This window comes from Arthrospiribacter ruber, from assembly GCF_019343195.1.
Taxonomy (GTDB): domain Bacteria; phylum Bacteroidota; class Bacteroidia; order Cytophagales; family Cyclobacteriaceae; genus Arthrospiribacter; species Arthrospiribacter ruber.
On the sequence record NZ_RPHB01000005.1, the window covers coordinates 204,726 to 223,255 of the forward strand.

Below are 18,530 nucleotides of genomic sequence, written 5' to 3' on the forward strand. Positions count from 1 at the left end.
TCGGTTTCCAATGAACAAGCGATCTTTCCTTAAAAATTTTGCCTTAACTGGTATAGCTGCATCAGCATCTTTCAAAGCTTTATCAAAAACCATTGAATCCTACAGCCATATTCCATCAGCTGATTTGGCTGAAGATGAAGGCTTCTGGATGAAAATTAGGGAAGGGTACAGGCTTAAGCCGGATTACATCAATTTAGAAAATGGGTATTATTGCTTTATACCCCAACAAACACTTGAAAATTATATCAACCACATTAAGAAAATAAACTATCAAGGATCTTGGTATTTCAGGACTGTACAATGGGAAAATAAGGATAAAGTCATCGCCAAGTTGTCAAACCATTTTGGAGGTTCTCCGGAAGAAGTGGCCATTACAAGAAATGCAACGGAGTCATTGGACATCATAATCTCTGGTTACCCATGGCAACAGGGAGAAGAAGCCATTTTTGCAGCTCAGGATTATGGAAGTATCAAAAACATGTTTGAACTGGTCTCAAGAAGACATGGCACTAAAAACGTCATTGTAAACATCCCTAATCACCCAGAGTCTGATGAGCAAATAGTAAAAATTTATGAAGATGCCATTACACCGAGCACAAAGCTGATCATGGTTTCGCATATGATCAACATCACCGGACAAATCCTCCCCGTAAAAAAAATAATAGAAATGGCCCATTCACACGGAGTGGAAGTCATGCTGGATGGGGCGCATTGTATCGGGCATTTTGATTTTAAAATTGACGAAACAGGTTGCGATTACTACGCCTGCAGCCTTCACAAATGGTTAAGTGTCCCTCTAGGTGCAGGATTACTATATGTCAAAAAAGAAAAAATAAATAAAATCTGGCCGCTATTGGCTCCCTATGAACTGGATCAGCTTACTGTGAAAAACATCAGTCACATTGGAACTGAGCCAGTGGCAACTACGCTTGCCATCAATGATGCTTTAGATTATTACGGAATGATCGGCCCCAAAAGAAAAGAAGATCGGCTACGGTATTTACAGAACTATTGGACAGATCAGGTTCGGGATGTTCCAGGAATCAGGGTCAATACTCCAAAAGATCCTCAAAGGTCCTGTGGCATAGCCAATGTAGGTTCGGAAAACATGAGTCCCCACGAATTGGCAAAGCAACTTTTAGAAAAACACAACATTTACACAGTGGCTATAGATGAACATGGAGTACACGGTTGCAGAATTACCCCAAACATCTATACTACCACAAAAGAACTGGACAAGTTTGTCTTTGCCTTGAAATCACTTTCTTGAACAAGAGCATGATAGATCAACAAATAAACCTTTCACTGTATTGTGACTGTATAATTCAGTAATTTACTAAATGATCATACACTTCCTTTCCAATAGACTTTAAATAGTGGAATAAACCTATGATTTCAAGCCGATCAAAAGGATAAACCAAGACAGGTTATTTATGGATAACTTGTCAGCCAAGGGGGATCCAATATCTACTAGTATCGGGTTGATCTAGGCTCTTATTTAAATTGGTTAATGGTCTAATTGCTGATTTGCATAAATTACCATAAGACCTTTCAAAAAAAATCGCAAAAATCTGTTAAATCTTTACCGTTTAGACCAAAAAACAATAATTAATGAAATGAAAGTTTGCATTTTATATCATTCCTTACAAGTTTTGTAAACGTTTAGCAACGTAATGATGAATAACCTTTCTAACATAGCGCCAAATACTTTTAAAGCATCCCCTGCTTGTGCTATGTCTTTTTTGACTCCACTGAGGAGGTTTAGGAACAGCTTCAGGGCATAGTCCCTGTATATTTTAATGGCACCCTACGTGGGAGGCCTACAATAGCATGTCACTTTAATAATTTATTTAACAAGCCACATGGCAGCAATGCCATCATCAAACCTTCTGATTGGAAAAAATGGAAAATTATTCCTTTATCATTAAACCTGCCACAGCAGCACATATCCAATATGCTGAAACCATTACCGATGAAATGGCTGAATCCGCCAAAGCCAGAGGTACAGGTATAGCCAAAAGATCTCCTGAATACATCAAAACCAAAATGCAGGAAGGAAAAGCTGTAATCGCCTTGACCAAAGAAGGTGAATGGGCAGGCTTTTGCTACATTGAAGCATGGGGACATGGCAAATTCGTGGCCAATTCCGGGCTGATCGTAGCCCCAAAATTCAGAAAATATGGTTTAGCTACTCAGATTAAAAATGAAATTTTCAAACTCAGCAGAACAAAATTTCCTGAGTCCAAAATATTTGGCCTTACTACAGGCCCGGCAGTCATGAAAATCAATTCTGAGCTGGGATATATTCCTGTATCTTATGGTGACCTTACGGACGACGAAGACTTCTGGAAAGGATGCAACAGTTGTGTCAATGTAGAAATTCTAAAGAGTAAAAACAGACAAAACTGCCTCTGTACTGCCATGCTTTATGACCCCGCCAAAAAAGCAAAAAAAGAAAATCCTGCACTCAGAAAAGACTTCAAAAAGAATATCAAGCTTTTTGAAAGATGGACCAGACTGAAAAAGTATGTTTTGCTCAATATCAAAAAAACCAAAAATAAAACCTTAAACTTATTTTAATCCGGATCTTTTCCGAAAACAAATCATAAAAATGAAAAAAACAGTTTTAGCATACAGCGGAGGATTGGACACCACATTTTGCGCACTCCACTTATCCAAAGATTTAGGCTATGAAGTCCATGCCGTTTTGATCAATACCGGAGGATTTTCCGATGAGGAACTCCAAGAGGTGGAATCAAGGGCAAATACGCTGGGTATCGCTTCTTTTACCATATTAGATGTTACTGACACTTACTACAAAGAAGTATTAAAGTACCTCGTTTTTGGAAATGTTTTAAAAAATCAGACTTATCCCCTTTCCGTTAGTGCTGAAAGGATTCTTCAGGCAAAATCCCTTGCCGAATACGCCAAAAAAATCGGCGCCAAATCTGTTGCCCACGGAAGTACGGGTGCGGGCAATGACCAAGTTCGTTTTGATATGATTTTCCAGACCATCGTTCCGGACATTGAAATCATCACTCCTATCAGAGACCTTAAATTGAGCCGTGAAGAGGAAATCGAATACCTAAAAAAACATGGTGTATCGATGAATTTTGAAAAAGCCAAGTATTCAATCAACAAAGGCATTTGGGGTACATCTGTAGGGGGAAAAGAAACCCTTACCTCTGACCAAACTTTGCCCGAAGATGCTTGGCCTATTCAAGTAAGCAAATCCGGGCAGGAAGAAGTATCCATTGGCTTCGAATCAGGAGAAGTCAAAAGTGTAAACGGTGAAACTTTTGCCAATCCTGTAGATGCGATATTAAAGATCCAAGAGCTCGCAGCTCCTTATGGCATTGGTAGAGACATACATGTGGGAGACACCATCATTGGAATCAAAGGAAGAGTTGGTTTTGAAGCAGCCTCTCCTCTCATAATTATCAAGTCACATCAGCTACTTGAAAAACACACCCTTACCAAATGGCAAACTTTCTGGAAGAACCAATTGGCGGAATTTTATGGCAACCACCTTCATGAAGGCCATTACCTTGATCCGGTAATGAGAAATCTAGAGGCATTTTTGCAAAGCACGCAAACCTATGTTTCCGGCACTGTAAAAGTCCTCCTACAACCTTATCGCTTCCAGCTCATCGGTATCAGTTCCGAACATGACCTGATGGCTTCCAAGTTTGGCAGCTACGGAGAAATGAACAAAGGATATACAGCAGAAGATGTCAAAGGTTTTACCAGGATACTAGGAAATCAAACTGCCATTTTTCATCAAGTCAATAAAAATGAAGAAGATTAAAACAGCAATTATTGGTGCTGCAGGGTATACAGGTGGAGAATTGTTACGACTTCTGGTCCATCACCCGCACTGTGAATTGGTTTATGCCCACAGCAATAGTCAAAAAGGCAAAAAAGTAAGTGATTCCCATCCTGACCTACTTGGTGATATAGATTTAGTATTTACGGATGAAGTCATTACTGAAGGAATTGATGCCGTGTTCTTAGGGTTGCCCCATGGACAGACAAAAGGTTTTTTGGAAAAGTACAGTTTTTCACCCGAAACAGTAATAATAGACTTGAGCACTGACTTCAGGGATGAAAGCAACGGATTCACTTATGGGCTCCCGGAAGTAAACAAGGTGAAAATCCAAAAAGCAAAAAGAATAGCCAACCCAGGTTGCTTTGCCACCGGAATCCAACTGGCACTCGCACCCGCAGTGGCAAAAGGATGGATTACTGACAGCATCCATATCAGTGGCATCACGGGGAGTACTGGAGCAGGAAAAGGCCTTTCAGAAACCAGCCATTTCAGCTACAGGCTTTCCAATATTTCTGTATACAAACTATTTACACATCAGCACCTAAAAGAAATAAAGCAGACCTTCAGCCAGCTTCATACCGGATTTGATGCTGATCTTATGTTTGTTCCCTATAGAGGAAATTTCTCAAGGGGGATATGGATTACGGCTTACTTCCCTTTTACCGGCAATTCTGATAAAGCCATTGCTGCCTACAAGGAATTCTACAGCGACTCCCCTTTTACCATAGTGTCCGACAGAGACATTGACCTCAAGCAAGTAGTCAACACCAATAAATGCTTGGTCAATGTTCAGGTTTCACAAGGGCAATTGGTTGTTTACTCAGCAATAGACAACCTTCTCAAAGGAGCATCAGGTCAGGCAGTTCAAAACTTCAATCTTGCGTTTGGCCTGGAGGAGACCGCGGGCCTGAAATTAAAAAGTATAGCATTCTAATCTAAGAGGCATGAAATTATTTGATGTATATCCATTGATGGATGTCACCCCGGTAAAAGCTCTTGGAGCCAAAATATGGGACGACCAAGGTCAAGAGTACCTAGATCTTTATGGAGGCCATGCTGTCATTTCAATTGGGCACAGCCATCCACATTTCAACAAAAGCATAAATGAGCAGCTTGCCAACCTGGCATTTTATTCCAATTCGGTTCAAATTCCGATACAAAAGCAATTGGCAGAAAAATTAGGCCAGCTTTCCTGCTTGCATGATTACAGCCTTTTTCTCTGTAACTCTGGTGCAGAAGCCAACGAAAATGCGCTTAAACTTGCTTCCTTTGCTACAGGAAAACCTGGTTTTATCAGCTTTTCAGGAGCATTTCATGGCAGGACTTCGGGTGCAGTAGCTTTGACGGACAATCCTAAAATAGTTGCTCCAAGTAACCAGAGAACAGATGTTTTTATTCTGCCTTTCAATGACCTCAATGCCGTCAGAAATCAGCTAAAGAAAGGAAACATTGCAGGAATTATTGTAGAGGGAATCCAAGGTGTAGGAGGAATCCAAGTGCCTGACCCTGAATTTCTGGCCGGTCTTTCCACTCTTTGTAAAGAATATGGGGCAAAGTTGATTTTGGACGAAGTTCAGTCCGGATATGGGAGAACTGGTAGGTTTTTTGCGCACCAATGGGTAGACGGACTGATTCCGGATTTGATTACTGTAGCCAAAGGAATGGGCAATGGATTCCCAATTGGCGGTGTTTTGATACATCCCAACTTTGAGGCATCCCATGGATTGCTGGGTACTACTTTTGGTGGTAATCACTTGGCCTGTGCTGCTGGACTTGCAGTCTTGGAAGTCATCGATCAGGAAAATCTTATGGAGCATGCCCTCCAAATGGGAGAATTTCTTTTTGAAGAATTGAAAAACATAAAAGGAATTACTGATATCAGGGGAAAAGGACTGATGATCGGCGTCGATTTAGACCGGGAAGCCGGGCCTGTCCGTTCTGAATTAGTAAAAAAATACAGAATATTTACTGGAAGTTCTGCCGGAAAACACACCATTCGTTTGCTTCCTCCTTTAAATATTGAAATGAATGAACTATCTTCGTTTTTGGATAGTTTAAAGAAAATATTGAATTGAGCTTTCTGTACAAAGCCTAAATCATCCAAACTTAATGAAGCATTTTACACAGTTTGAAAATAAATCCCTAGCCGATTCACTTATAGAAAAAGCCCTTTTTTACAAATCCAACCCAAGTATTGACAATGCCTTGGGTGAAGGTAAAAGAATAGGATGTATCTTCCTCAACCCTTCTCTGAGAACCAGAGCCAGCACACAAATTGCTGCGATCAACCTAGGTCTCGAACCCATTGTGATGAATATGGACAAAGAAGGCTGGGCCTTGGAGATGAAAGAAGGAGCTATCATGAACAAGGGAACTGTTGAACACATCAAAGATGCTGCTGCAGTGTTAGGTTCATATTTTGATATCCTTGCCATCAGAGCTTTTCCTTCCTTGACCAACAAAATTGAGGATTTGGCTGACTTCACATTCAACCAGTTTGTGAAATATTCCGGAGTACCCGTAATCAGTTTGGAAAGTGCCATTAGGCATCCTTTGCAAAGTCTTGCTGACATGATCACCATTGAGGAAAATTGGGCTAAAAAGGAAAGTCCAAAGGTAGTGCTGACCTGGGCACCCCATATCAAAGCCATTCCCCATGCGGTAGCCAACTCATTTGCTGAATGGGCAATAGGTTGCGGACATGACCTTACCATTACCCATCCTCAGGGCTATGAATTAGATGAAAGCTTTACCCATGGGGCCAAAATAGAATTGAACCAGTCAAAAGCCCTTGAGGGAGCTGATTTTGTATACGTCAAAAACTGGTCAGCTTTTAACGATTATGGGAAAATAGTATCCACAGACCCTTCGTGGATGCTTACCGAAAAGCATTTTGAACAGGCTAAAGAAGCGAAGGTCATGCACTGCCTTCCAGTAAGAAGGAATGTGGAACTTTCCGATGAAATCCTCGATGGAAAAAGAAGCTTAGTGCAGGAACAGGCCAAAAACAGAATTTATGCAGCTCAGTCCGTGATTTCCAAAATCTTAGGCTGAAATAATACCCTTACCACTAAAACTCAAACCACTAAAACCTAACAAACCATGAATGTAAGCATCATTAAAATCGGAGGGAATGTAATTGACTTTCCGGAAAAACTCGACGAATTCCTTTACCTATTTTCCAAATTTCCGGGTAAAAAAATTCTGGTACACGGTGGCGGCGTGATGGCCTCCAAATTTGGTGAAAGCATGGGGGTAATGCCTCAGATGATTGATGGAAGACGGATAACAGACAAAGACACCTTGGAAATTGTGACCATGGTCTATGCTGGACTGATCAACAAGCAGATCGTAGCCAAATTGCAAGGCTTGGATCAAAACGCACTAGGGATGACCGGGGCAGACGGAAATCTCATTCAGTCTAATAAAAGACCGGTCAAATCCATCGATTATGGTTATGTGGGAGATATCGAAGCAGTCAACATAAATTTGCTTCAAGACCTCTTGGAAAACGATATCATTCCGGTGATCTGTGCCATTACACATGACAAAAAAGGACAACTGCTCAATACCAATGCCGACAGCATAGCTTCTGAAATTGCTACATCCCTTTCCAGAAGAATGGGGGTAAACCTTTATTTCTGCTTTAATAAGTCGGGGGTTCTCATCGATGAAAAAAATGATGCTTCAATTATTCCTCTGATCAATGAAGACATTTATACAGAACTGCGCAAAGAAAATGTCATTCATTCCGGCATGATTCCAAAGCTTGACAATGCATTTGCCGCACTTAACAAAGGGGTCAACAATGTGTGGATCGGGAAAGCTGAAAACCTCCTATTGGCTGCCAAAGGCAAAGTATCAGGCACCAATATTGAAACTCATAAATACGACCTCTACTGATTTTCCAAAAAAAAACAGGCAAATGACGATTGAATCCTCTGAATTGGAAAAGCTCTTTTTTCAAGCCAAAGACTTATTGGCACAACTGATCTCCACCCCCTCTTTCAGTAAAGGAGAGGAAGAAACCGCAGACCTGATAGAGCAATTTTTTTCAAGAAAAGGTATCTCTACAGAAAGATCCGGAAATAATGTCTGGGCATACAACAAACATTTTGATCCGGATAAGCCATGCCTCTTACTCAACTCACACCATGATACAGTCAAACCAAATGAGGGATATACCAATGAGCCATTTGATCCTATTGAAAAGGACGGAAAGCTATTTGGGCTTGGCAGCAATGATGCAGGTGGCTGCCTGGTCAGCCTCATCAGCACATTTTGTTATTTCTATAATAAAGACCTTTCCTACAACCTTATCTTAGTAGCTTCTGCTGAGGAAGAGATTTCCGGTAAAAATGGAATCGAAAGCATATTGGATGAATTACCGGATTTTGAACTGGCCATTGTTGGGGAGCCTACCTTGATGGATTTGGCTGTAGCTGAAAAGGGACTTATGGTCATAGATGCCAAAGTCAAAGGAAAAGCAGGTCATGCAGCCAGAGAAGAGGGAGAAAATGCGCTTTATAAAGCTTTAGATGACCTTTTGGTGATTAGGGATTTCCAATTTGAAAGGGAATCTGTTTTTTTAGGAAAAACAAAAGTATCCGCCACAGTCATTCAGGCAGGTTCCCAACACAATGTGATACCGGATACATGTACATTTACGCTAGATGTAAGGGTGACGGACAGCTATACTTTAGAAGAAGCTTTGGAAGAATTGAGAAGTCATCTTAAAGCCGAACTTGTCCCCAGGTCTTTGAGACTTAATTCCTCCAAAGTTCCGGATGGACATAAAATCCTGAAAGTAGCCGAAAAACTCAACCTACGCCAATACGGCAGCCCTACCCTTTCAGATCAGGCATTGATCCCTTACCCATCAGTGAAAATCGGCCCTGGGGATTCAGCCCGCTCACATACCGCAGATGAATTTATCTTCATTAATGAAATCAGACAGGGAATAGAAGGATACATTTCAATCATCAATACTTATTTATCAATATAAATACAGAACATGAAACTTTGGCAAAAAGATAAAGGCTCCCTCAAAGAAGTGGAAAAATTCACCATAGGAAGAGATCCTGAATTCGATATAGTGTTGGCCCCATTTGATGTATTAGGTAGCATGGCCCATGCCAGTATGCTAAAAGAAATAGGGCTTTTAACTTCCGAGGAGCTGGACACACTGCTGAAAGGACTTAGAGAAATATACTTTGAGATTGAAAAGGGACAGTTTAAAATCGAAGAAGGTGTAGAAGATGTGCATTCACAAGTAGAGTTTCTCCTGACTCAGAGGTATGGAGATGTTGGCAAAAAGCTTCATAGTGGAAGGTCAAGAAATGACCAGGTTTTGGTAGACCTTAAGCTTTTTTACCGCTCCGCAATCCGGGATTTGGTAGAAGCAAGCGAAGAACTTTTCGGGCTCTTATTGGAGCTTTCCGAAAAGCACAAAGGAGAATTGATGCCTGGATATACGCATACTCAGCTTGCCATGCCCTCTTCATTTGGACTTTGGTTTGGATCTTTTGCAGAAAGCTTAAGTGAAGACATGGAGTTGATTTTTGCCGCTTATAAACTGTCCAACAAAAACCCACTCGGTTCAGCGGCAGGATATGGGTCATCTTTTCCTTTGAATAGAACCATGACTACGACTCTGTTGGGTTTTGAAGACCTTCACCACAATGTCATCAATGCACAGAACAGCAGGGGGAAAACAGAAAAGACACTTGCCTTTGCCCTTTCTGGACTTGCAGGTACCCTCAACAGGCTTGCAGCTGATGTTTGTATCTTCATGAACCAGCACTTTGGCTTTATCACTTTCCCTGATGAACTCACTACAGGGAGCAGCATCATGCCACATAAGAAAAATCCGGATGTCTTTGAACTGATCCGTGCCAAAACCAATCAGATTCAAGCCATTCCTCAGGAAGTTTCATTGTTACTGGCCAACCTTACAACAGGCTATCACAGAGACTTACAGCTACTTAAGGAATCTATATTCCCTGGGATTGAATCACTTCTGGACTGTATAGACATGACTATACTGATGCTCAAAGAAGTGAGGATCAAAAAAGACATTTTAAAGGATCCTTTTTACAAACATGTGTTCAGCGTAGAAGTGGTAAATGACCTCGTTCTCACCGGCATGCCCTTTAGAGACGCCTACAAAAAAGTAGGATTAGATATTGAAAAAGGGGATTTTCAGCCAGATCAGGAAAAGGTAAACCACAGCCACGAAGGCAGCATTGGCAATTTATGCAACAAAGAAATCAAATCTAAAATGGAGAAATCCATCGCGCAGTTTGAATTTCAAAAAACAGCTGACAGTCTGATAAAGTTGATTCAGGGGTAAATCCCAAAGCAGCTTGTCTTTCACTCGCTAGATGGACAAGCTGTTTTTTTAGTATCCAAGCTGGAATTCAAGGTGAAGTTCTTCTTGGACAGTAATCAGTCCACCAAACTTCTTTGGAGCACTCAGTTCCAGTTCATTAAAACTCAATACCAATTCAGCTGTCAATCCATTTGGGACTGTTTTTAATGGTAATGACTTAAAATTCAAGTTTTTACCCACAATTTTCACCCTAAGGTCACAGGTATAATCCCCATGTCTTGATTTGAGGTTCTGTACCCTTACTTCAGCCTTGGGGAACTCATCTGCTTTGATGGTTTTTTTGAAGTCTTTGTTGAGCAAAAAATTACCACAGGAAAAATCATGTACCGGTATCTCAAACAAAAGCTCTTTTTTGACATTATTGTAATCAAAATAAAGCGTGTCCTTCAGCCCATTTTTACTGTAGTCACAACTAAAGCTTCCCAATGAAGTCTGACCGCTTACGGTGATCATCTTCTTTGTGATTACCACCTCTCTTTCTTCCAGAAGTGGGTTTAGCATGAACAGTATCAGGACCAAAAGGACACGCATGATCAATTTGGGTTTTGTGTTAGAAACCTATTACACCTTCAATCATCAGACCATTGAACCTGCCACCATTTCTGATATCTGTCTGGGCAAATCCATTATAGTTTTGATTGACGTATTCCAATTTGGCTAGGATATTTTTGGTAACAAACCATCCTCCACCTACTTGTACCCTGTCTATGTCTACCTCCATTCCTGAACCAAACATAGTACCACTTACTTTATTATATCTTCCTGCAAGATAGAACTTCTCGTATGTTCCAAACCGGTAGACCAAGTCAGTTCCAATCTGTCTCCATGTTCTATCAGAATCTTCATTTCTTGCTGCTCCGGTAGACTGTTCGAAGTTACCAAAAAACTCCAATCCTCTGAATTTGATGAAAGGGTTGATCACCATGGAGGTAATGTTATCTGTCTGATTTGGATTGAACCTGCCTGAAGTAAAGTTTCCTGCAGTGGTAGCTAGGGTATTTTCCATTACCAAGTAGTATCTGGAACCTGCCCTATCACCACCCCAAAGGGTGTTTCTTTGGGAGCCAGAAGTAGTGTACACACTACCAGTCAATCTTACTCTGAGGTCATCACTAAGGTATTTGTCGTATCCAAATTTACCTATAAAGCTTGCTTTACGGTTGTCAGGGTTAGTCACTCCACCCTGGATCTCACCGCCTGTAATTGCAGCCATTGCCAGCCATCCGTTATTTTGGAAAAACAATTCACCACCGACTTCTGTAGTAAATGCATCCATGATATAGTTACCTATGAAGGGGTTGTACATTGCATTTCCATTATCAGATCTTCTAAAGTGGGCGTCTCCATAATTGATCTCCATATGACCTACTCTCAAAGTCAGGTAGTTATTGAACCAGTCAATGTCTCCAAGGCCTAAGAAATTCAATTTATCTACTTGGATAAAACCTCCCTTAACCCATGCCTCTGGGTGGTGTCTTGAAGAAAGGTAAGTCACCAAATTCAATCTTACACCGTCTGCCAAAGCAACGTCAATATTAAGGTTGGCTGTAGCCAAATTACTTCCAAAACCAATGTCTACCAGCTGATTAAGGTTGACATTATTGTCATTCATCACAGGTGATGCTGTATTGGAATGGCGAAGATTCTGAAATTGCTGAGCGAAGTGCCCTCCTACTCTTACCGTCATTCCTTCATAGGCTACAGTATCTGCTTTGCCGGTTTCGAAAATATTCAGACCTCTTTGGTCATAGGGTCTCCAAAACTGCATGTCTCTTTGAACGCCTTGCCCGATAGCGGAAAATCCAAATCCTATAAGGGCGATTAGGGTAAATAAATATTTTTTCATGATTTCTATAGATTGATGTTATTGTTTTTGAAATGTTGTTTTGAATAAAATACTGATCTCATCATCGGTCTTTACAGTACCCAAAAGGGCCGTAGGAGGATCGATGGAGAAATAACTAAGCTTTGTATCAAATTTCCCTTCAAATGTAAAAGCATTGCCGGATGAGTTGACTTTGACCGGAAATGAGGCTGGCTTGGTTACTCCTGCAATGGTGAAATCTCCCTTCGCAGTATAGCTACTTCCACTTCCACTAATCTCCTTTAGAGCAAACTTGATCTCTGGATTTTTCTTGGTATCCAAAGCTTTGTATGCATTGTTGTCCAATCCTCTGGTTCCGCTTTTCAGAGTTTCTGCTTTCATGGACACCGAAAGGCTTTTGATATCTTTCAGTTGATTGCCTTCTGTGACAAACATGCCCTCTCCTTTTGCTTCACTTGAAGTCATTTCCCAATCATGTAAGGTAGATCCACCTTTAATGCTCAAGCTTGGAGAAGAAGTCAGTATGTATTTGCTTTGTGCGATTGTGGAGTGGGATGCCATTAAGGCAAGGGCCACTGCCAGTTGAAATATTATTGTAAGTTTTGATTTGATCATGGCCTTGTTTGTTTGGTTTGATGATTCAAAATTGCAGACAAAGGCTTAGTAAAATCATGATCAAAATCATATTTACTCATGACACTTCGCACTGATCAAATTTTAGGGAGAAACTCAATCTAAATCACAAAAAAAAATCCTCAACAACAGTTGAGGATTCCGAAATTTATCTAAATAACAAAATATTCTACTTCAAAATCTTTTCAAGTATCTTATAAGTAATCAAATATGTTGGACGGACACCATCCATACCCAATGCTCCTGAGGCTAATGTACTACCTGTTTCCAATGGATTGTCAGAAGCATAATATGCATAAAGCACTTTAACACTCTTTCTGATACTCTGTCGTATAAGACTTTCAGATTGAATGGCCTTTTGGTAATGAGCTCCTTCCATTTCTAACCCTATCGCTTTCCATGAAGACTCCATGAGATAACTCAATACATCTTTATTTTGAAGACTGGTACCCAAAACGGTAAACATCGTTCCCTGACAAACACCCAGACCAAAACCTTCAAAGTCTTTTTTGCTCAATTCATTTTTGAATGGATAATTATCTGCAGTACCTTCAAACACATGACTATCCGGAATCATAATATCTCCCTTTTTTCCTGTTAGAATCCCTGCCTTACCCATGATCGAGCAGGAAATAACATCTAAAGGATAGCTTTTGCCATCCTCTGCTTCGTAGGGTTTTAGCAATTCGTCAAAACATTCATAGGCCTGTTCTCCAAAAGCATAATCCATTACCAGAATTACCGGCTTTTTCTTAGGATCTTCAGGGATTTTAATTCCTTCAATAATAGTACTTTCAGACATCTGTGCTGTATCAAAAAGCTGCACATGAATATTGGTTCCTGAATCGTCATTTACTTCAATAAATCCATTCTCATGGGCATAAGCCAAAATCTCTTTTGCTTTGCTCCCTTTGGCCTGAATACTGATATCCATCGCCACTTTCTCCACTTCCTCAAAGGACTTCAAGCCCAATGCCTGATGACCATAGATGGTATTCATGAAGCTATGCAAATTGGCTGAAACAATGTGCAATGGCCTTTCGATAAGCTTATGTTCGAATAAGACTGCCTTGATCTTGTTTGCCCAAAGCTCTCCGTACACATGATGTCCTACCCTAAGCCTAAGTGTGGCAGAAAAGGATATTTCTCTATCTCTTTCTTCATGGGCTTCTTTCATAGATAGGCTACCAAGATGGTAAACTATCCTAAACAAACTGTTGGCATGAGGGGATGATTCAAATTTCATCACCGCTTCATGCGTCTCGTCAAAAGTCCTTCCAATCACATGACTCAGATAAGAACAGGCTACTTCTCTATCAAACTCCTCCCCATTTTCCTCCTTTTCTACAATCTTACCCAGCATCTCCCAATTGAGCCCTATTCTACCTTTGGAATCAGCACTGTTATTTCGGATTTTTTCGGACTCTATATATAGAAAAGTCAGGTGCGTAAGGATATCGTAAATGTCAGACCTTCCTCTGGTCATCTCTACATACATCTGATCCTGATCTACCCGATAACAGTTCCTTCGTCTTTTGGCAGGAATGATCACCTGAAAATTGGAGTTTTCATAACCTTCCCTACTGATCAACCTGATATACCGGCATTCTTCTATTCCTTTTGGAAGCCTCTCCATGACATAAAGAAGACCGTCCAATTCAATTTTTTCATCTTGCGCCAGCAATCCGTAGATTTCTGGACTTAACACCAAAAGTGAATCCACAAGCGACTCTCCCGAAACACCCATTGGCTTGTAAGATCCTCTCATAAAAAGGTGCCTCATGGTGATATAAAGTTTCTCGATTGCTGCTCTGGATTCTTGTGCTCTAGTTCTTTTCATATATTAAATTTTAGTTTTTTAAACATCCAAAAAGGAAACCTGAATCGCTTTTATCTTCAAAAATTTTATAAATTCTCACAAAGCAAAACTTGGGTTCCCATGATATTTTCCATTGGATAAATTCTACAAAACTACAGAATTTTTATTAAAGTAAAGAAACAAAATTTTAATCGCAACAATAAACAATTGATTATCAGATGTATCTATCTTTAAGAATAGATAAATGATGCAGCGTATGACCGGCAATAATGTAGATTAATCCTCTTACAGAAACAGGAGTATTGTTAGCATTTCCCATTTTACCATAAACAGATTCAGGCAGGTTATTCAACATAGCTACGATAGCATATCGCGTCATTTCAAATTCTTCCAAAAGCTTGACAAGAGAAACTTCATTGAAACCTCCATGCTTCACGTAAATATCCTGGTCAAAACCGGGAAGAGATTGCTTTTCCCCTCTGGCTATGCACATGGCTCTGAATGCCATGACCCTGTCAGTGTCGGTCATGTGACCTAATACTTCCTTAGCCGTCCACTTTCCTTCTGCATATGCACGGCAGCTTCCTTCCTCTCCCAGTTTTTCAAAAACAGACCTTACTTCTTCGAGTTGTTCCATAAGAACTTTAAAAATATCTTTATCAGCTACCTGAGCAATATATTTTGCATAATAAGCAGCGTATTCACCCTCTTTTGGAATTAATGCCTCATTCATGTAATTGTCGTTTTTATAATGTGTATCTACAGGTAAATTTATAAGATTCACCTAAGTATAGATTCAAAAATGAAAAGAATTTTATCCCTTATCGCCTTTTTCAGTATGCACTTGCTTATGGCACAAACCATTGTTCATAGAGATGCTGAAATAGAAAAAATGGTTTCCGAAGTTTCGGCAGAAAATCTACAGAACTATGTGGAACAGTTGGCAGCCTTTAAAACAAGGCATACTTTAAGCGCAGATGCCGAAGAGAGGTATTCTAGCTTCACAAAAATATGTACTCAGCCTCTTTAAATCCTTTGAGTCAAACGCCGGAGGAAGGTTAAGTTCTGAAATCGACAGGTTTACAGTAGAAGCTGATGGAAGGAGAATACCTGAAAACACCGAGATCGGAAATATCATGGCTACCCTCAAAGGTACTGATCCGGACGATGATAGAATTTTCATCATTTCAGCGCACATTGATTCCAGGGCACTTGATGTAATGGATACTGAAATCGATGCTCCTGGAGCTAATGATGATGGGTCTGGCGTGGCTGCTGTAATAGAGCTTGCCCGAATCATGTCCCAAAGGTCCTTTCCAGCCACCATTATATTTGTCATAGTATCAGGAGAAGAGCAGGGACTTAAAGGTGCTGCCTACTTAGCAGAGAAAGCCAAAAAAGAAAACTGGAATCTTATTGCCATGCTCAATAATGACATGCTGGGAAACAGCCTTTCCTCACAGACCAATATCAAAGACAATACACGTGTGAGGATTTTCTCAGAAGGAGTGCCTATGGCAGAAAACGAACAAATGGCAGCCATCAGAAGGTACACCAATGCCGAAAACGACTCTAAATCCAGACAGCTTGCCCGCTACATGAAAGAACTTGGAGAACGATATGTCGACCAATTGGAAGTAAAACTGATATACAGAAATGACCGCTTCCTAAGAGGTGGGGATCACACACCATTTGCCAGAGAAGGCTTCACAGCAATCAGAGTAACTGAAATGAATGAAAATTACTTCTGGCAGCATGAGAATGTACGCTTGGAAGATGGTCAACAATATGGGGATCTCCCAGAATTTGTAGATTATGAGTATATAAGAAAAAATGCAGCTATGAATTTGGCATCTTTGGCGTCCTTGGCTTCTGCACCTTCAGAACCTCAAATGGTCGGTATAGACGTGAGAAGACTTAGCAACACAAGTACATTACGTTGGGATGCTCCTGCTATTGGCAAAGCAAAAGGTTACTATGTATTGATTAGGGAAACCGATGCTTCCATGTGGGAGAAAAAATTCTACACCGAGCAGAATGAACTTACCATTCCTTACTCAAAAGACAATTATTTCTTTGCCGTGCAGGCAGTAGGCGAAGGCGGTCATGAGAGCATGGCAGTATTTCCTCAACCGATTACCAGATAAGCAAATTTCAACTTCTAAGCAAACTGCTTTAGCTCCTCAATTCCTTCAAACAAAAAGTGCTTCAGGTATACCAGAAAAAAACAGTGGATATTCACTAGGACAGAAAGAAAAGTTATAAAGAAATCCTCAAAATTGAACCTGCTCAGACTTACTGGGCAGGTTCTTTTCTTTTAGGTGATTTTCCTGGCAAAATAGGTTGGATCAGGGCAGCAAAAAACATCACCAAAATACATCCTATCGCATTGTACCAGAGGAAACCAATATTGATCGGAATACCAAACAGCTCTCCCCCATTATTAAAATGGACCAGCAAAATGATCGCCTCAGCAATAAAGGCAGCTATAAAAACAGCATGTCCCCTTACCCATTTCATATAAAAGCCTACAACAAAAATCCCCAAGATGGTGCCATAAAACAAAGACCCAAGAAGATTAACTGCTTGAATGAGGTTTTCAAAAAGCGTGGCATAAGTAGCAAAGAGGATGGCAAATACCCCCCAAAAGGCAGTTAACATCTTGGAGGATATCAAGTAATGATGTTGACTTTTTTCCTTGACCAAAGAGCGCTTGTAGATATCAATAGTAGAAGTAGAACCCAGTGCATTAAGCTCCGAAGCAGTTGAGGACATGGCTGCGCTGAAAATTACCGCAAACAACAAACCTACAATTCCGGTTGGCAAATAATCCATTACAAAGCGCATAAATACATAATCAGTATCCCTGGTTTCGGCTTCAGGATTATTTTTCACAATCAGTTCTTTCACTTCATTTCTTACCTGTTCCTGTTTCTGGAAACTTTGCGCGATACTTTCCTTATACTCTTCCACTGCTTGATTATCCTTAGCTTCTATAGCTGCGAGCATGGCCATGATCTGATCGTTTTTTTCATTGAATGACTGACCAAACTCCTCTTGCAGCTGCAAATATTCCTGACTATAAGAACTGTTTTCCAGCATTTCTGTCTGCACCTTATTGAACACTACAGGAGGTTGGAAAAACTGATAAAAGACAAAAACCATTACTCCGATAAAAAGAATAACAAACTGCATGGGCACTTTCAGAAGTCCATTCATCATAAGGCCCATTCTGCTTTGCTTTAGGGAACTTCCGGTGAGATACCGCTGCACCTGTGACTGATCGGTACCAAAATAAGAAAGAAAAAGGAAGAGAGCCGCGGTCATGCCAGACCAGAAATTATACCTGTCTGAAAGGTCGAGCTCAAAATTGACAATATTCAACTTATCCATTTTACCTGCGACGTGAAGCGCTTCTGTGAATTTGACAGGAAGCATTTGTATCACAAGAATACCTGCCAAAATCATCCCACCCATCATTACAGCCATCTGTTGCTTTTGGGTGATAGATACGGCTTTGGTACCACCGGAAACAGTGTATATAATCACCAAAACGCCGATAAGAATATTCGTAAAGGTCAGGTTCCAGCCCAAAAGCGTGGAAAGGATAATTGCCGGAGCATAAATAGTAATACCAGCTGCTAATCCTCTTTGGGTCAAAAATAACAAGGCAGCTAAAGTTCTGGTTTTCAAGTCAAACCTGTTTTCCAAAAACTCATATGCAGTATAAACCTTCAATTTGTAATAAATAGGTAAAAAAGTGACGGAAAGAATAATCATGGCCAAAGGAAGCCCAAAATAGAATTGGATAAAGCGCATCCCATCCTCATACGCCTGTCCAGGTGTGCTCAAAAATGTAATAGCTGATGCCTGGGTAGCCATAATGGATAGTCCTATAGTCCACCAATTCATATTTCCTTTACCCCGGATATAGCTATCCATATCCTGTGAACCGTAGGTTTTGTACACTCCGTATCCAACAATAGCTATAAGGGTCCCAAATAGGACAATCCAATCTAATGAACTCATGAAA

The 18,530-nt window shown here is 40.5% G+C and carries 15 protein-coding genes and 1 pseudogene; 10 read left to right on the plus strand and 6 right to left on the minus strand.

Annotated features, from left to right (window positions below; all coding sequences use genetic code 11):
• Positions 1-10: 10 nt before the first annotated feature.
• The 9 genes from EGN73_RS11650 to argH all read left to right on the plus strand — a co-directional run bounded on the left by EGN73_RS11650 (position 11) and on the right by argH (position 10,181).
• Complete coding sequence (locus EGN73_RS11650) at positions 11-1,270, plus strand: aminotransferase class V-fold PLP-dependent enzyme (protein ID WP_219289808.1); 1,260 nt, start codon at positions 11-13, stop codon at positions 1,268-1,270.
• 632 nt (positions 1,271-1,902) lie between these two features.
• Positions 1,903-2,580, plus strand: coding sequence for a GNAT family N-acetyltransferase (locus EGN73_RS11655; protein ID WP_219289810.1), 678 nt, complete (start codon positions 1,903-1,905; stop codon positions 2,578-2,580).
• A gap of 31 nt (positions 2,581-2,611) precedes the next feature.
• The gene (locus tag EGN73_RS11660; RefSeq protein WP_219289813.1) at positions 2,612-3,808 is read left to right on the plus strand and encodes an argininosuccinate synthase; all 1,197 of its coding nucleotides are present in this window, start codon (positions 2,612-2,614) and stop codon (positions 3,806-3,808) included.
• Positions 3,795-4,763: an N-acetyl-gamma-glutamyl-phosphate reductase gene (gene argC, locus EGN73_RS11665; RefSeq protein ID WP_219289816.1), complete on the plus strand. Its 969-nt coding sequence runs from the start codon at positions 3,795-3,797 to the stop codon at positions 4,761-4,763. The genes EGN73_RS11660 and argC overlap by 14 nt, the downstream gene beginning before the upstream one ends.
• A gap of 10 nt (positions 4,764-4,773) precedes the next feature.
• Positions 4,774-5,904 (plus strand): aspartate aminotransferase family protein, encoded by a 1,131-nt coding sequence (locus EGN73_RS11670; protein ID WP_219289819.1) that lies wholly within the window; start codon positions 4,774-4,776, stop codon positions 5,902-5,904.
• Between the two features lie 34 nt (positions 5,905-5,938).
• On the plus strand, positions 5,939-6,883 hold the full coding sequence (locus EGN73_RS11675; protein ID WP_219289821.1) for a Rossmann-fold NAD(P)-binding domain-containing protein: 945 nt from the start codon (positions 5,939-5,941) through the stop codon (positions 6,881-6,883).
• A gap of 48 nt (positions 6,884-6,931) precedes the next feature.
• Positions 6,932-7,732, plus strand: coding sequence for an acetylglutamate kinase (gene argB / locus EGN73_RS11680; RefSeq protein WP_219289823.1), 801 nt, complete (start codon positions 6,932-6,934; stop codon positions 7,730-7,732).
• A 22-nt stretch (positions 7,733-7,754) separates the two neighbouring features.
• Complete coding sequence (locus EGN73_RS11685) at positions 7,755-8,834, plus strand: M20 family metallo-hydrolase (protein WP_219289826.1); 1,080 nt, start codon at positions 7,755-7,757, stop codon at positions 8,832-8,834.
• A gap of 9 nt (positions 8,835-8,843) precedes the next feature.
• Entirely contained in the window at positions 8,844-10,181 is a 1,338-nt protein-coding gene (gene argH, locus EGN73_RS11690) for an argininosuccinate lyase (RefSeq protein WP_219289828.1), read from the plus strand.
• A 48-nt stretch (positions 10,182-10,229) separates the two neighbouring features.
• Here the strand turns inward: argH and EGN73_RS11695 are convergent, their stop codons facing one another.
• From EGN73_RS11695 to EGN73_RS11715, 5 genes are all read right to left on the minus strand, one after another.
• Entirely contained in the window at positions 10,230-10,751 is a 522-nt protein-coding gene (locus EGN73_RS11695) for a hypothetical protein (protein ID WP_219289830.1), read from the minus strand.
• Between the two features lie 19 nt (positions 10,752-10,770).
• A complete protein-coding gene (locus EGN73_RS11700) occupies positions 10,771-12,066 on the minus strand; it encodes a hypothetical protein (RefSeq protein ID WP_219289833.1) in 1,296 nt (431 codons plus the stop codon).
• Between the two features lie 18 nt (positions 12,067-12,084).
• Positions 12,085-12,660 (minus strand): YceI family protein, encoded by a 576-nt coding sequence (locus EGN73_RS11705; RefSeq protein WP_219289835.1) that lies wholly within the window; start codon positions 12,658-12,660, stop codon positions 12,085-12,087.
• Positions 12,661-12,847: 187 nt separating this feature from the next.
• Positions 12,848-14,518: a DUF6909 family protein gene (locus tag EGN73_RS11710; protein WP_219289838.1), complete on the minus strand. Its 1,671-nt coding sequence runs from the start codon at positions 14,516-14,518 to the stop codon at positions 12,848-12,850.
• A gap of 193 nt (positions 14,519-14,711) precedes the next feature.
• Positions 14,712-15,230, minus strand: a complete 519-nt coding sequence (locus EGN73_RS11715; RefSeq protein ID WP_219289840.1) for a DinB family protein — start codon at positions 15,228-15,230, stop codon at positions 14,712-14,714.
• Between the two features lie 69 nt (positions 15,231-15,299).
• On the opposite strand from EGN73_RS11715, the pseudogene EGN73_RS11720 reads away from it, so the two are divergent.
• A pseudogene (locus tag EGN73_RS11720) lies at positions 15,300-16,644 on the plus strand (M20/M25/M40 family metallo-hydrolase).
• 148 nt (positions 16,645-16,792) lie between these two features.
• Here the strand turns inward: EGN73_RS11720 and EGN73_RS11725 are convergent.
• A complete protein-coding gene (locus EGN73_RS11725) occupies positions 16,793-18,526 on the minus strand; it encodes a sodium:solute symporter family protein (protein WP_219289843.1) in 1,734 nt (577 codons plus the stop codon).
• Between the last annotated feature and the right edge of the window lie 4 nt (positions 18,527-18,530).

Excerpts from the sequence above, each read along its gene's own strand:
- EGN73_RS11650 (WP_219289808.1), top strand. The coding sequence starts at position 11 with ATGAACAAGCGATCTTTCCTTAAAAATTTTGCCTTAACTGGTATAGCT.
- EGN73_RS11655 (WP_219289810.1), top strand. The coding sequence starts at position 1,903 with ATGGAAAATTATTCCTTTATCATTAAACCTGCCACAGCAGCACATATC.
- EGN73_RS11660 (WP_219289813.1), top strand. The coding sequence starts at position 2,612 with ATGAAAAAAACAGTTTTAGCATACAGCGGAGGATTGGACACCACATTT.
- argC (WP_219289816.1), top strand. The coding sequence starts at position 3,795 with ATGAAGAAGATTAAAACAGCAATTATTGGTGCTGCAGGGTATACAGGT.
- EGN73_RS11670 (WP_219289819.1), top strand. The coding sequence starts at position 4,774 with ATGAAATTATTTGATGTATATCCATTGATGGATGTCACCCCGGTAAAA.
- EGN73_RS11675 (WP_219289821.1), top strand. The coding sequence starts at position 5,939 with ATGAAGCATTTTACACAGTTTGAAAATAAATCCCTAGCCGATTCACTT.
- argB (WP_219289823.1), top strand. The coding sequence starts at position 6,932 with ATGAATGTAAGCATCATTAAAATCGGAGGGAATGTAATTGACTTTCCG.
- EGN73_RS11685 (WP_219289826.1), top strand. The coding sequence starts at position 7,755 with ATGACGATTGAATCCTCTGAATTGGAAAAGCTCTTTTTTCAAGCCAAA.
- argH (WP_219289828.1), top strand. The coding sequence starts at position 8,844 with ATGAAACTTTGGCAAAAAGATAAAGGCTCCCTCAAAGAAGTGGAAAAA.
- EGN73_RS11695 (WP_219289830.1), bottom strand. The coding sequence starts at position 10,751 with ATGCGTGTCCTTTTGGTCCTGATACTGTTCATGCTAAACCCACTTCTG.
- EGN73_RS11700 (WP_219289833.1), bottom strand. The coding sequence starts at position 12,066 with ATGAAAAAATATTTATTTACCCTAATCGCCCTTATAGGATTTGGATTT.
- EGN73_RS11705 (WP_219289835.1), bottom strand. The coding sequence starts at position 12,660 with ATGATCAAATCAAAACTTACAATAATATTTCAACTGGCAGTGGCCCTT.
- EGN73_RS11710 (WP_219289838.1), bottom strand. The coding sequence starts at position 14,518 with ATGAAAAGAACTAGAGCACAAGAATCCAGAGCAGCAATCGAGAAACTT.
- EGN73_RS11715 (WP_219289840.1), bottom strand. The coding sequence starts at position 15,230 with ATGAATGAGGCATTAATTCCAAAAGAGGGTGAATACGCTGCTTATTAT.
- EGN73_RS11725 (WP_219289843.1), bottom strand. The coding sequence starts at position 18,526 with ATGAGTTCATTAGATTGGATTGTCCTATTTGGGACCCTTATAGCTATT.